Below are 14691 nucleotides of genomic sequence, written 5' to 3' on the forward strand. Positions count from 1 at the left end.
GATGGGGACCGGTTCTGTGGAGTACCGCGAGCCGCAAGAGGTGGGGACTGCCCCCCACTTCCACCGAGGGCAGGCCAGCATGATCCGCCGCTACATCGCCTGGCGAAACCGGCACGTCACCGACCCAAGCTCCGCAAGGTCAGCCGCCGAGCCGAAACCATCAAGAGGGCGACGGTTGCCTGACTCGGGACGCGCTGCGCCCGAGTCACCTGAAGCGGTCGGCGTGCCGCAGATAGGCATCGGCGCACACCCGCCGGCCATCGCCGGCGGCGAAGACGTCCGCCGTCTCCACGACGCTGCCCTCGGTGTCGCCCGGGAAGCGCACGACCTCGCGCAGTCGCCGCTGCCCGCACGGCTCGGTGCCCACATGCACGACCAGGTCAGCGCTGGAGGCTACCGTGGGGCGGCGAACGCGGGCTCGAGGTTCGTTCCGGCCAGCACCGGAAGGGTGCACATCGACATCACGGCCTTGCGGGCGCTGTTGGCGCGCAGGACCCACATGCCCGGCAGCTTTCATACTGCAAGCGGCAAGAGCCTGCGCTGGCGGACTGCGGTTGGCGACCGGCGAGAACACTCCATCGCGGCGACACCCATGCGCGCTCGGGCGCGCCTGCAGGTAGCCATGATGGGATCATGCGCGTGGAAGAGGATCTGCCAAGTTGAGGCTGAACCTGAGAGCCGTCGAGGAGCGCGTCGCCCGGCTCGGAGGTCGCGAGCTCTATGACCGCGAGTTCATCTTCGATCTACTTCTCGCGTACGGGAAGCCCCAAGGCAATGTCACGCGCCTGCGCAACGGGTCGTTGAGCGTCGCGTCCGACAAGGCCACCGAGGTGGCGCAGAAGAATGTCGTGTACTTCAAGGAGACGACGGAGGACCCGCTCGCGGTCATCGATGAGCTGAAGACCTCCCCGGCCGTGGTGCGGTACCGCACCCGCTTCGTGATCGTCACCGATTACACCGAGCTCCTGGCTGTCGACACGAAGACCGGCGAAAACTTGATGATCCCGATCCGGGACATCGATCAACACTTCACGTTCTTCCTGCCCTGGGCGGGGATGGAGAAGGCCCAGTACGTCACCGAGGCCCACGCGGACGTCAAGGCAGCGGAACGGATGGGCAAGCTCTGCGATGAGCTCCTCGTCGCCAACCCCGGCTTGATGGAGGGGACGCACGGGCGCCATGCGATCAATGTGTTTTTTGCCCGACTGCTGTTCTGCTTCTTTGCCGAGGACACAGAGATCTTCACAAAGAGCCAGTTCACCAACGCGGTCGGCTCCCACACCCAGGCCGACGGATCGGACGTCGGCGACTTCTTGTTCACGCTGTTCAGGGCCCTCGACACTGAGGACAAGGCTGACAAACCCACCCACCTGGCCGCGTTCCCATTCGTCAACGGCCGACTCTTCACCATCGCCCCCGAAGACGCGCTGCCGGCCTTCACGAAGTCGGCCCGCGACCTCCTGATCGCGCTGGGAACGCTCAACTGGAGCAAGATCAACCCCGACATCTTCGGGTCCATGTTCCAGGCAGTCGTCAATCCCCTCGAGCGCAGCGACCTCGGGCAGCACTACACGTCGGTGCCGAACATCCTCAAGACCATCGAGCCCCTATTTCTCGACGGACTGAGGGATGAGTTCGACGCAGGCTTCGACTCAGTTCGCAGGCTCGAGTCGCTTCTGGAGCGGATCAGCGCAATCAAGGTTTTCGACCCCGCTTGTGGGTCTGGGAACTTTCTTGTCATCGCCTACAAGGAGCTCCGGAAACTTGAGCACGCCATTCTCGAGCGACTCGCCTACCTTCACCCCAAGCACCAGGTGCTGTTCACCGAGTCGAAGATCCACATCGAGAACTTCTATGGCATTGAGCTAGACGACTTTGCCACGGAGATCGCGATCCTCTCGCTCTGGATCGCAAAGCACCAGATGAACACGGAGTTCAGAGAAAAGTTCAACGTTTCCATCCCGCTGATCCCCCTCAAGGAAGCCGGCCAGATCCAGCAGGGCAACGCAGCGCGGGTCGATTGGAACGCAGTCTGCCCCAACGACGACGGCGAAATCTACTTGATCGGGAACCCGCCATACAAGGGTGCGAAGGCGCAGACTAAGGAGATGAAGGCAGACTTCCCATTCGTCTTCGGAGGGCGCCCCTTCAACAAAAACTTGGACTACATCGCCCTCTGGTTCGTGAAGGGAGCGGACTACATTGGGGGCACGAGAGCCGAACTTGCGTTTGTCGCCACCAACTCGGTCTCTCAGGGCGAGCATGTTGGGCTCATGTTTCCTATGATCTTCGCCGGGGGCATCGAGATCGGGTTCGCTTACACCTCATTCAAGTGGGCGAATAACGCCAGGCGCAACGCCGGAGTCACGGTCGTGGTCATCGGACTTCGCGTAGCTCGCTCAGGCCCGAAGTACCTATACACCGACGACCTGCAGATCGGTGCGAAGAACATCAACGGCTACCTCGCGGACGGCGCGAACATCTTCATCGGCAGGCGTAACAGCCCGCTTGGCGCGAGTCGCCCGGTCATGGTGTTCGGGTCAATGCCTCGAGCCCGCGGGCTAGTAATCAGCCCCCGCGAGCGGCAGAGGATGATTGACAACGATCCGCTATCCTCCGAGTTCATCAAGGCTTACATTGGCACCAAAGAGCATGTGGATGGGCTAGAACGATATTGCCTTTGGATCGAAGATGGCCAAGTGGACTTAGCGCGCTCAGTGCCAGCAATCGCGGAGCGCCTTGCACAGGTGACAGACGAGCGAGGCAAGAGCGACGCCGGCAGTACGGCTGCCTACGCGGCGAAGCCCCACCGCTTTGTGCAGATCAGCTACAAGCCCACTGACTCAATAATCGTCCCCGCGGTGTCGTCCGAGCGACGCGATTATATCCCTATTGGGTACAGGGGCGCCGACACTATAATATCCAATCTCGCCTTCGCCGTCTACGACGCCGAGCCGTGGGTGTTCGCGCTGATCACGGCGCGGATGCACATAGTCTGGACTCGGGCAGTCGGCGGACAACACGAGTCGCGACTTCGGTACTCGAACACAATCGTCTACAACAACTTCCTGGTACCGCCGCTCTCCGACGCGGTGAAGGAGCAGCTCACCGTCATGGCTCTGCGGGTTCTCGACGTCCGCGAGTACCACTGTGAGAAGACCCTCGCGGAACTGTACGACCCCGAACTGATGCCCGCTGACCTGCGAGCGGCGCACGCCGAGGTCGATGCGCTGGTCGACTCAATATACTCCAAGCGCAACTACGAGACCGATGAACAACGGTTGTCGGACCTCTTTGCTATGTATGAGGCGATGACTGCCGAGGAGGCCGCAAACGCGCCCGCCAAGAAGCAGAGGGGTAGGCGCAAGTGAGCGAGATCAAGAAGCCACCCAACGTCGTCGACGTCACCTACGCCCGCACGGGCGGCTCAGTGAACACCGACGCGATGGGCATGCGCGAGATGCAGCAACGCGTCTTCGCCAAACGCGAAGCGCAGCACCTGCTAGTCAAGGCTCCGCCGGCCTCGGGCAAGTCCCGAGCCCTGATGTTCGTGGCTCTCGACAAGCTCTACAACCAGGGTCGCAAGAAGGTCATCGTCGCGGTACCAGAGCGGTCGATCGGCGGGTCGTTTGCCTCGACGAGCCTCACCCAGTTCGGATTCTTCGCAGACTGGGAGGTGAAGCCGGAGCTCAACCTGTGCGACCCAGGCTCCTCGCAGGGCAAGGTCGGCGCCTTCATCAACTTTCTGAACGGCCCCCTGGCGGTCCTAATCTGCACGCACGCCACACTGCGTTTCGCCTTCGAGAAGCTAACTCCAGACGCGTTCAACGGCACCGTGCTCGCGATCGACGAGTTCCACCACGTCTCTGCCGACACCGAAGCCAGTCGACTCGGCGCGCTTCTGCGCGATGTCATGAACGGCTCGGACGTTCACATCGTCGCGATGACCGGCTCCTACTTTCGCGGCGACTCGGTCCCCGTGCTAGCGGCCGAGGACGAGGCACGCTTCACGCCGGTCACGTTCAACTATTACGACCAGCTAAACGGTTACGAGCATCTGCACTCGCTGGGCATCGGCCATCACTTTTACCAGGGCCGGTACACCGAGGCGATCGGTGAGGTCTTCGACCTGAACAAGAAGACAATTATCCACATCCCGAACGTGAACTCGGGAGAGTCCACCAAGGACAAGATCGAAGAGGTCGGGTTCATCATCGACTCGATCGGCCACGTCGAGTCCACCGACCCTGACACGGGGATCATCAGCATCCGCAGGTCCGACACCGGCGCAATGCTGCGCCTGGCCGACCTCGTGGACGACACGGACCAGAAGAAGCGCGCCGACACCCTGCACCACCTCTCTACCGTCGCCTCGAAGGACCGGGACGCCGTGGACGTGATCCTGGCCCTCGGGATGGCCAAGGAGGGCTTCGACTGGCCTTTCGCCGAGCACGCCCTCACCGTCGGCTATAGAGCATCGCTGACTGAGGTCATCCAGATCATTGGTCGCGTCACCCGTGACTCGCCCGGCAAGGAGCACGCCCAGTTCACCAACCTGATTGCCGAGCCGGACGCATCGCAGGGCGAGGTGAAGGTGTCGGTGAACAACATGCTGAAGGCCATCACGGCGTCGCTGCTGATGGAACAAGTACTGGCCCAGAACTTCGAGTTCAAGACCAAGCGCAGCGGTGACGACGCTCCAACCCCGCCGAGTGTCATCAAAATCAAGGGATTCAAGGAGCCCAGCTCGGAGCGGGTCAAGCAGATCGTCGAGACGGACCTCAACGACCTGAAGGCGACCATCCTGCAAGACGACACGTTTGCAAAGGCCGCTGCTGGCTCGGTGGACCCCCAGACGACCAACAAGGTTCTGATCCCGAAGATCATCCGCGAGCGCTATCCCGACCTAGACGAGTCGCAGGTCGAGGAGTTGCGTCAGCAGGTGGTCGTGGACTCTGTCATCAAGAACGGCGAAGTCCGCGAAGTGGGCGACAAGCGGTTCATCAGAATGTCGGAGAAGTTCGTGAACATCGACGACATCAACATTAATCTCATCGACTCCGTCAACCCATTTCAGCGAGCCTTCGAGGTCATCTCCAAGTCCGTCAGGCCTTCCGTACTGCGTATCATCTCGGATGCGATTACCGCGACCAGGGTCGAGATCACCGAGGAAGAGACGCTGACTACCTGGCCAAAGATTCAGCAGTGGGCCAAGGTCAACGGGCGCAAGCCAAACGTGCGCTCCGATGATCCGACCGAGAAACGGTACGCCGAGGTAGTGCTGTTCCTGCAGAAGAAAAAGCAAGAGCGCGATGCCGCTCAGCGCGATGCCGAGGCTCCGGACGACGTATGAGCGCCAGCGACGAAGCGGGGTTGGCAGACGCCGTCGTCCCAGCCAGCATCGATGACATCCTCGACTCTGACATCGATGGCCTGCTGGACGGACCTGAGCGGGCCTTGAAAGTCACCTCAGCCGATCGCCTGAAGCGGGGATTCCTGGAGATCGTTGAGTTCCGACGTGCACACGAGCGGCTCCCGAGCTCTACAACGCGGGAGATTGCCGAACGCAGGCTCGGCGCCCGGCTCGACGGCATCCTCGCCAGCGAGGAGAAGATCGCTGCACTGAAGCCACTCGACGAGTTTGGTCTCCTGGAGACACCCGAGGCACCAGCGTCGCTTGACGACCTGCTCGGTGGCGACGACCTAGACCTGCTCGCTGACGAGTCCGGACTGCTGGACGTCTCCGACCTGCCGGTGCGCCGTCAGACTTACGACAGCGGGAACGCGGCGCGCCGCGAGAAGGCCCAGGATTTCGAGCGGTTCGAGCCGCTCTTTAAGCAGAAGCACGCCGAGCTGCGTGACGGTGTGAGCAAGCTGCTGCCCTACCCCGGCATGACCCACATCCTCCCTGGGGCCTTCTTCGTCCTCAACGGAGTCATGCTGTTCATCGCCGAGGTCGGTGAGACCGAATACAAGAAAACGACCGTGAGAGAAAACAAGCGCGAACGGCTCCGCTGCATCTTCGAGAACGGCACCGAATCTTCGATGTATCGGCAGTCCCTAGGCATCAGGCTGAGCGACGAGGACGGCCAGATCGTCGTTAGGTCCGAGCCGCCCGAGATCCTGAGCGATGACCAGGTGAGCGGCTACATCTACGTGCTTCGGTCCCTCAGCGCGGACCCGCAGATTGCTGGCATCAAGGACCTGTACAAGATCGGCTTTACACGCGGGTCGGTCGAACTCCGAATCAAGGACGCCGAGAAGTCGCCGACGTATCTGATGGCGCCAGTGGAGGTGGTGGCCAGCTACCGTACCTACAATCTCAAGGCGTCTGCCCTAGAGAACTTGCTGCACCGAGTCTTCGCAGAAGTCCGCCTCGACATCAGCCAGGTGGATCGCTGGGGCCGCGACTACGACGCGTCGGAGTGGTTTGTGGTCCCGAGGGCCGTGATCGACCAGGCCATCGAACTTATCCAGTCAGGAGCGATCGTCCGCTACGTCTATGACGCAACGGCGCAGGGGCTCGTCGAGCGCGGCCAGTAGCCATGCCCGCGACCAGTAGCCATGCCCGCGACCAGTAGCCATGCCCGCGGCCAGCACCGACCTGTAGACGTAGCCGGCCCGGCCCCCGTGAGGCAGCCCGGCCGTGTTATGGGTGGGGTGGACTAGCGGTTGTCGCCTGGGTGGGCCGCCAGCAGATCCTTGAGAGTGTCCTCTGACAACTCCATCGCGCCGTTGTAGTGGATGAAGCATGAAGCCAGTCGCGCAGCGTTAGGGCGACGGCGGTGCTGAACCCGCAGCTGCTCCAGCGGTTGCCGCGGTCCTCGACCTTCACCGACCCGGCAGGCCCTGATAACGGGCCTGACATTGCGCCGATGGAGTTTGGCTGGCCGTGCTGGTGCTACGCAGTTCGGCGCAGGATGTCGTCGATGTGTACCGCGTCCGCTTCGATCTGTTCGTCCTTATCGGTCCGCTTGACCACCTGGGCGAGCGCGGTCAGCAGCCAGACCAGGCGCGCGGCTCCATGCGCGGCCAGCAGACACGCGAACAGGAAGCCCCACACCGACTCCTGCGTCCAGTCAGCAAGCGCTGCAACCCCGGCGGCGACAGCAAGGAACGCGGCCGTGAAGGACACCGCCACCACCGAGACCCAATTGGCCAGCAGCCGCTGCCCCCCAGCTTGGCGAAGCTTGCGGAAGCGTGGCCCACCGCCGGACAGGCCGAAAATGATCACGACACCGGCGAAGCCGGCCGTCATCGTGGCCACACCGGCGGCACCGAGGTCGAGGGCCAGCAGAACCTCGTTCTTCACGCTCCCGCCGAGGGCCCTGGGAATGCTCGCGTCGGGCCACCACCGTGTAGCGAGCCAGTAGAGGCCCAGCAGCACGCCCGCCGCCAGGTTCACGGCCATGGGGTAGTCCTCGGCCCAGGCCCGGACGCGCTTGGTACCGGCCTTCACCCGGCGCATCACTGCTTTCTGCCCCATGTCACCTACAGCTGACGCCGACGGAACTCCTCGATGGCCCCCTGGATACCAGTGAGCACTGACTCTTCCGACGGCTCCCGACCCTCGGGGACCTCAAAGCTCGCCGGGAACGAAACGCGGTCCTCGAAGAGGTTGTGCTGCTCCACATGGAAGCCGTCGTCATCCTCAACCTGCATGCTGACCACAGCCTTCTCCGCCCAGGAGCCCCTGGCGATGGCCTGAGCGGTGTTGAGCAGGGCACTCCGCCAGCCCTGACTGCCGGTCCTGTGGCCAAAGCTCCACGTCATCTCCAGGGACATCTCGTCAGTCGTGTCCTCCGAGGCCGACTCGATGGCGCGGCCGACTTCACCGGGGAGATCGCTGGGGACCTCCGTGCCCGGCGCGATCTTGACGTTGAGCTTCGTCGCCCCGGATGCGCCAAGAAGGCGCTCGAGGATCTGCTCGTCGATGAACGGCCTGAGCTCAAAGTGGTCCGGGGTTTGGATCATGTCGAAGATGTGGTTCAGCCACGCCTCGATGGCCTGGATGCGCGTCGCGCCGCTGGTCGGCCGCATGACCGCGATGATGTTGCGAGATCGGATGGGCACCACGTACGTGGGCTCCGAGATTAGGTCGCCGACCTGCGCGGGCTTCAGCGGACCGATCCAGCCCTTCCCCGGACGGTAGCTGTCGGGGTGATCCGCACGAGGTCGAAGCCGGCCGAAGTAGACGTAGTCAATCGCCGGGTGCACGCCGAGGCGAGCTTCCCCGAAGTAGCTGACCGAGTTGTAGCGGCACTCCCTGTTGTTCGGGCTCAGAGTGTCCGCGCGCTCGCGGACCCTTTTCCAGAAGTCGCCCTTGATCTCGGACCGGGTCCCGTTGCCCTGCACGAGCACCGGCTCGTAGAAGCGCACCTGCTTGCGCACCGTCGTCACTGCCCAGCTCCCCGATCGGACTCCGGTGCACTCTAGATAGGACGGCGATATCCGGGACTGCGGCGTTACGCAAACGTGGCCTGCTCGACGGCCAGCGTCACGCGTGCTCCGTCACCACGTACTCGGTCGGAGCAATCCGCGGCTGCGCCACCCGGACCCGGGACCCGACGGCGAGAGGCCCGTCGTCCAGGCGGCGAACCGAGGTCACCGTCGGCGCCCACTCCGGCCGCCGCTCGACCTCGCGCAGCACCTCCCAGACCGGCTCGACGGAGGCCTCGACGTCGATCCTGGCGCTCTGCCCCCCGCGGCCATCCTGCGCCTAATCGCTACTGAAGCTTGACCAAGATCAAGTGCCACACACCTCATGCACTTGCGGCGAGAAGGTCGCCTATTGCATCTACTGGGACTCGCACCACAGCAGTGAGACGCCGGCATCTCGAGTATTGCTGCAGCTCAGCGCACCCGTGGTCGTGCCCGAGTCGGTCGCATCTCGGACAACCAAGCGCCTTCTGGTAGCCGACCTTCCTGCCAACCTGGTGCGCGTCCTCATCCGTCAGATGCCCCGGTCCATTCCCGGGCAGAGGTGCAGCAACGCGACCGGCCCGACGGTCGTCGTGCATCCCCGGCGCCTGCACGGAACCGCTGGCCACCACGATCCCTCCTGCCGGGCCGTAAGGAGCCAGACCCGCGACGGCGCTTTCCCGCACCGATGAGCCGCGAGTAAGTGGAGAAGGCAGCCGAACAGGAGAACTACGCGAGAAGCACTGGAGGTCTCGTTCCTACCGTCCGCAGCCGTGGTGATGTCGCTGCACAAGCTGACCGCGGGTGACGGGTACACGTACCTGACACGGCAGGTCGCGGCGCTGGATGCCACCGAACGCGGGCATGCCGGCCTGGGTGACTACTACTCACATCGGGGCGAGTCGCCGGGCGTCTGGACCGGCAGCGGCCTCACCGGGTTGCCCGCCGTGAGCGCCGGGCAACCGGTCGACGAGGCGCAGATGAAGGCTCTATTCGGCGAGGGGCGCCATCCCGACGCCGAGCGTCTGGAGCGGGAGGAGCTCGCCGCCGGACGGACGCCGGAGCAGGCGCGCGCCGCCGGCGCCCTCGGCCAGCCGTTTCTGGTCTACCCCACACCCGCGGACGGCTTCCGGGCGCGCTGCGCGCATGAGTTCGCTGCGGTCAACGCCGCCCGCGGGCTGCCACCCGATGCGCCCCTGCCGGCGCCCGAACGGGCCCGAATCCGTGGCGAGGTCGCACGCGGCATGTTCGCCGCCGAGCACGGCCGCCCACCCGCCGATGCCCGCGAATTGTCCGGGTTCATCGCCCGGGCGTCGCGGCCGGCGACGAAGGCGGTGGCCGGCTACGACCTGACGTTCTCGCCGGTGAAGTCGGTGTCGGCGTTGTGGGCGCTGGCACCCCGTGAGATCGCCGAACAGATCGAGGCCGCCCACCACGCCGCGGTTGCCGACACCCTGGCCTGGCTCGAGCGGCACGCCGTCTTCACCCGGCTGGGCGCCGGCGGGGCGCAGCAGGTGGACACCTCGGGGCTGATCGCCGCGGTGTTCACCCATCGCGACTCGCGCGCCGGTGATCCGGACCTGCACACCCATGTGGCGGTGAGCAACAAGGTGCAGGGCCGCGACGGGCGGTGGCGGGCGCTGGACGGGCGGGTGTTGTACAAGGCCAACGTCGCGGCCTCGGAGCGGTACAACACCCGACTGGAGGCCAATCTGGTGGCCGGGTTCGGGGTTCGCTTCGCCGAGCGTCCCGGCCGGGAGGACGGCAAGCGGTCGGTGCGGGAGATCGTCGGCCTCGACGCCCGGCTGCTGAGCGCCTGGTCCTCGCGGCGCCAGGCGATCGACGTCCGCCGCGGAGAGCTGGCCACCGACTTCCAGTCCGAGCACTCCCGGACGCCCACGGCATCCGAAGCGATCGCGCTCGCCCAGCAGGCCACGCTGGAAACGCGAGAGGCCAAGCACGAGGCCCGCTCGCTCGCCGAACAGCGGGCGGCCTGGCGAGAACAGGCCCACGACGTGCTCGGCGGGCCGACGGCGGTGGCCGGCATGCTCGATGACGCCCTGCGCCCACGGGTCCGTGCCGTTGCGGTGGTGACCGATGCTTGGGTGCGCTCAGCCGCCGGCCGGGTGCTGGACACGGTCTCCGCGCAGCGCGCGACCTGGCAGGTCTGGCATGTGCGCGCCGAAGCCGAGCGGTTGGTCCGGGCCGCCGACCTCGCGCCGGATGTCATCGATGCCGCGGTTGCGCAGGTCAGCGTGGCCGCGCTCTCACCTTCTCTGTCGATCCCGCTCCGCGAGTCGGACTCGGCGGTCGAGCCGTCGGAGCTGCGCCGCTCGGACGGCGCCAGCGTCTACACCGTCGCCGGTGCCCAGCTCTACACGTCCCAGCAGGTGTTGGACGCCGAGGCGCTGTTGCTGGCCGCTGCGGGACGCGCCGACGGCCGCCAGGCTGATCCCCGGGTGGTCGAACTGGCGCTGCTGGAGGTCACCGCCAACGGCACCGAGCTCAACCCCGGCCAGGCTCAACTGGTCCGGGACCTGGCCGGCAGTGGGGTGGGGGTGCAGCTGGCTATCGCGCCCGCCGGTACGGGCAAGACCACCGCGCTGGCCGCGCTGGCCCGGGCCTGGACCGCCGCCGGCGGCAGCGTGCTCGGTCTGGCGCCGTCGGCGGTGGCCGCCGCCGGGCTGCGCGAGGCCGTCGCCGGCCACTGCGACACCGTGACGAAGTTGGTCTGGGCGCTGGACACCGGCGACCGGCCGGCCTGGGTAACCGACATCGGCCCCGGCACGCTGGTGATCGTCGACGAGGCGGGCATGGCCGGCACCCGCGAGCTCGCTGCCGTCGTCGACCACGTGCTGGGGCGGGGCGGGTCGGTGCGGCTGGTCGGCGATGACCGACAGCTGGCCGCGGTCGCCGCCGGCGGAGTGCTGGCCGAGATCGCCGCCACCCACGGCGCGGTGACGCTGACTCAGCTGGTCCGCTTCGCCGATCCGGCCGAGGCCGCGGCCACCGTCGCGGTTCGCGACGGCGACACCACCGCCGTGGGCTTCTACCTCGACTCCGGCCGGGTGCATGTCGGAGATGCTGCCAACTGCGCCGAACAGGCCTACACCGCCTGGGCCGCCGACCAGGCCCGCGGCGTCGACGCCCTGCTGCTGGCCGCCACCCGCGAGAGCGTGACCGTGCTCAACGCGCGGGCCCGCACCGATCGACTCGCCGCCCTCGCTGGACCGGCTGGCCGGGAGGTGGCGCTGGCCGACGGCACCCGGGCCGGCACCGGTGACCCGATCATCACCCGCACCAACGACCGGCGACTGCCGCTGGGCGCCGCGGATTGGGTGAAGAACGGCGACCGCTGGACCGTCACCGCCGTGCACGACGACGGCGCCCTCGCCGTCACCCACAACCGCAGCGCTCGGCGCATCACCCTGCCGGCCGACTACGTCGCCGACCACGTGCAACTGGGCTACGCGACCACTGTGCACGGCGCCCAGGGCGTCACCGCCGATACCTGCCACACCGTGCTCACTGGCAGCGAGAGCCGGCAGCTGCTCTACGTCGCGCTCTCCCGCGGCCGAACCGCCAACCACCTCTACCTGGCCACCGTCGGGGATGGCGAGCCGCACAGCATCGTCACCCCCGCCGCCGTCCATCCACCCGCCGCCACTGACCTTCTGCTCGGCATGCTGGACCGCGACGGCGCGCAGACCTCGGCCACCGGCGCCCGCCGGGCGCTGGCCGACCCTGAAGAACAGCTGCACTCCGCGGCCGCCCGGTACGCCGACGCACTGCGGTTCGCCGCCGCCCACCAACTCGGCGCCACAGCTGCAGAAGCACTGGAAAACGCCGCCGAGCAGCTCCACCCTGGGCTGACCGGGGCTCCGGCCTGGCCCACACTGCACGGGCACCTGGCGCTGCTCGCCGTCAGCGGCACCGATCCCATCGCCGCCCTGCGAACGGCGGCAGCCAGACGCGAGCTGAACGGCGTCCGCGACCCCGCCGCCGTCCTCGGCTGGCGCCTGAACGCTCCCAGTCCCGGTCCGGCGGGGCCGTTGCCGTGGCTGCCCGGCACGCCGACGGCGCTTGCCGACGATTCGCACTGGGGCACCTACCTGGCCGCCCGCGCCCGCCACGTCACCGACTGCGCGACCCGGGTCGTCAACACCGCCGCCGCCATGACTCCGGCCAGCGCACCCACCTGGGCGCGGCCGCTGCTGGGCGCCGACCAGGCACGCCTGAGGGCCGAGCTCGCCGTCTGGCGCGCTGCGCTCGCCGTCCCCGACGGCGACCGGCGCCCCACCGGCCCGCCCCGCCCCGCGGTCGCCGAAAGCCGGCATCAGCAACGGCTGGACGACGCGGTGGCCGCCGCCATCCCGGCACTTGGAAGCTCAGGGTGGTCAAGGCTGGCCGACAGCATCGACCCCCGCGTGCGCCGCGACCCGCACTGGCCGGCCCTGGCCGAACGGCTCACGGCAGCCGACCGCGCCGGCCTGGACGCCGCCGGCCTGCTCGCCGCGGTGGCACAGCGACCGCTGCCCGACGACCTGCCCGCCGCGGCCCTGTGGTGGCGACTCACCCCTCACCTGGCCCCGGCCACCGTCGCCGCCGGGCCGGGCGCCACCGTAGTCCGGCCGGACTGGTGCACCACCCTTCTGACGCTGCTGCCCGACGAGCACGGGCAGCGTGTGCTGGACACCCCCGCCTGGCCGGCCCTCGTCGCGGCGGTCACCGTCGGGATCCGCGACGGCTGGTCCCCCACCGACTTGCTCACCGCCGCGGTCGCCGGCCTGCCGTCGGCGGACGATGGCGGCCGGTCCGGGAACGAGCTGGCCGAAACGCTCGTCTTCCGGATCGCCGCCCTTATCGACCCCGCGCCCGTGCAAACGCCCGAGCCGCTACCGGACGACCTGCAGCCACCAGACGACGCGCATCTGCTCCCACCGGCCGCCGACAACACAGCTCTCACCGGCGCCGTTTGGGCTTACAGGCCTGACGACGACGCCGAGCCCCCCGACCCCGACGTCGAATCGCCGCTGGTCGGACCGCGGTATTTCACCTCGGACCCCTTCGCCCGCGAGGAACCGGCCTGCGACGAGGCGGACTACCTGCTCGAGCAGCACTTCTGGGCCACCGCCGTCGTCGGCCGCGACCGGCTGATCGAGCTCAACACCAAGGCGGCCGCGTTCTACACCGACCGCTACCACGACTCTTGGGCGCCGGACTACCTCCGCGAACGGTTGGGCACCGACCTCACCGCCGACCCGCGGTTCAGCCCCGGGTACGCCCCCGCCGGCTGGACCACCCTCCTCGACCACCTGCGGACGTCCGGCGCCACCGACACCGAACTGCTCGCCGCCGGCCTCGTCCAATGCGCCCGCACCGGGGCACTGATCGACCGATTCCGCGACCGGCTCATCTTCCCGATCCACGACGCCGACGGCACCATCGTCGGGTTCATCGCCCGCCGCAACCCCGCCGCTGCCGACGACTGCCGTGCCGGACCCAAATACCTCAACACCCCCGGCACCGACCTCTACACCAAGGGCGACCACCTGCTCGGGCTCTACGAAAGCCGGTCCGCGCTCGCTGCCGGTGCCGTCCCGGCCCTCGTTGAAGGACCGCTGGATGCTCTTGCAGTCACCCTCGCCGGTGACGGACGGACAGTTGGCGTCGCCCCCCTCGGCACAGCCCTCACCGATCGACAAGCCGACCTGCTCCGCCCCCACATCCGCGAGGGCAATCCGGGCATTCTCCTGGCTACGGACAACGACGCCGCCGGACAGAGGGCCGCCGAGCGCATCTTCTGGCAGCTCACCGCGCGCGGCGACGACCCCCGCCGGCTCACCCTGCCCGACGGCCTCGACCCGGCCGACGTCCTCCATCGCGACGGCGTCGTCGCGCTGCGCACGGCCATCGAGACCTCAGACAGCCTCGCCGACGCCCTTCTCGACGCCCGCCTCACCCTGGCCCGAAGCGACAGGAACCCCTTGGCCATCCAGGCGGGAGTGCGTGACGCGGCAGCCATCATCGTCGCCACACCACCAGCCCGGTGGCTGGCACACATCGACCGAGTCACCGAGACTCTCGGTGTCCCCCTGGGCGCTGTCCACGCCGCCGTGCTGGACACCGAACCGATCACCGCCAGGACTACGGCCAGTCCGCAGCAGGCGTCCCGGTTGGCGTTTCCTTACGACGATCCTCACCGGGCGGGCTATACGGGACGCCCGGCGCAGGACGCGCTGCCTGACCTGCCCTACTCCCGATAGACGT

General features: G+C 67.2%; 8 protein-coding genes. 4 read left to right on the forward strand and 4 right to left on the reverse strand.

All coding sequences use genetic code 11. The features are described 5' to 3' along the window. Positions 1-205: 205 nt before the first annotated feature. Positions 206-367, reverse strand: coding sequence for a hypothetical protein (locus CRP29_RS22710; RefSeq protein ID WP_176522917.1), 162 nt, complete (start codon positions 365-367; stop codon positions 206-208). Positions 368-659: 292 nt separating this feature from the next. On the opposite strand from CRP29_RS22710, the gene CRP29_RS10630 reads away from it, so the two are divergent. The 3 genes from CRP29_RS10630 to CRP29_RS10640 are packed head-to-tail and all read left to right on the forward strand — an operon-like array spanning position 660 to position 6543. Continuing rightward, a complete protein-coding gene (locus tag CRP29_RS10630; RefSeq protein WP_097195037.1) occupies positions 660-3371 on the forward strand; it encodes a DNA methyltransferase in 2712 nt (903 codons plus the stop codon). Further along, positions 3368-5353 carry a DEAD/DEAH box helicase gene (locus CRP29_RS10635; RefSeq protein WP_097195038.1) on the forward strand — a complete coding sequence of 662 codons (1986 nt, stop codon included), beginning with the start codon at positions 3368-3370 and terminating at the stop codon, positions 5351-5353. The genes CRP29_RS10630 and CRP29_RS10635 overlap by 4 nt, the downstream gene beginning before the upstream one ends. Then, a complete protein-coding gene (locus CRP29_RS10640; RefSeq protein WP_097195039.1) occupies positions 5350-6543 on the forward strand; it encodes a GIY-YIG nuclease family protein in 1194 nt (397 codons plus the stop codon). Before CRP29_RS10635 ends, CRP29_RS10640 begins: the two co-directional genes overlap by 4 nt. A 358-nt stretch (positions 6544-6901) precedes the next feature. Here the strand turns inward: CRP29_RS10640 and CRP29_RS10645 are convergent, their stop codons facing one another. The 3 genes from CRP29_RS10645 to CRP29_RS10655 all read right to left on the reverse strand — a co-directional run bounded on the left by CRP29_RS10645 (position 6902) and on the right by CRP29_RS10655 (position 8686). Further along, positions 6902-7486 carry a hypothetical protein gene (locus tag CRP29_RS10645; protein ID WP_097195040.1) on the reverse strand — a complete coding sequence of 195 codons (585 nt, stop codon included), beginning with the start codon at positions 7484-7486 and terminating at the stop codon, positions 6902-6904. A 5-nt stretch (positions 7487-7491) separates the two neighbouring features. Beyond that, positions 7492-8400, reverse strand: coding sequence for a hypothetical protein (locus CRP29_RS10650; RefSeq protein WP_097195041.1), 909 nt, complete (start codon positions 8398-8400; stop codon positions 7492-7494). Positions 8401-8497: 97 nt separating this feature from the next. After that, the gene (locus tag CRP29_RS10655) at positions 8498-8686 is read right to left on the reverse strand and encodes an SRPBCC family protein (protein WP_281256801.1); all 189 of its coding nucleotides are present in this window, start codon (positions 8684-8686) and stop codon (positions 8498-8500) included. A gap of 514 nt (positions 8687-9200) precedes the next feature. Between CRP29_RS10655 and mobF the strand changes: the two genes are divergently transcribed. Beyond that, a complete protein-coding gene (mobF, locus tag CRP29_RS10660) occupies positions 9201-14687 on the forward strand; it encodes a MobF family relaxase (protein WP_097195506.1) in 5487 nt (1828 codons plus the stop codon). Positions 14688-14691 lie beyond the last annotated feature (4 nt).

The sequence above is a fragment of the Blastococcus aggregatus genome (assembly GCF_900221005.1).
GTDB lineage: Bacteria > Actinomycetota > Actinomycetes > Mycobacteriales > Geodermatophilaceae > Blastococcus > Blastococcus aggregatus.

What these genes read in the sequence shown, in the direction of transcription:
- CRP29_RS10640 (WP_097195039.1), top strand. Translation starts at nt 5,350, where the DNA reads ATGAGCGCCAGCGACGAAGCGGGGTTGGCAGACGCCGTCGTCCCAGCC.
- CRP29_RS10645 (WP_097195040.1), bottom strand. Translation starts at nt 7,486, where the DNA reads ATGGGGCAGAAAGCAGTGATGCGCCGGGTGAAGGCCGGTACCAAGCGC.
- mobF (WP_097195506.1), top strand. Translation starts at nt 9,201, where the DNA reads ATGTCGCTGCACAAGCTGACCGCGGGTGACGGGTACACGTACCTGACA.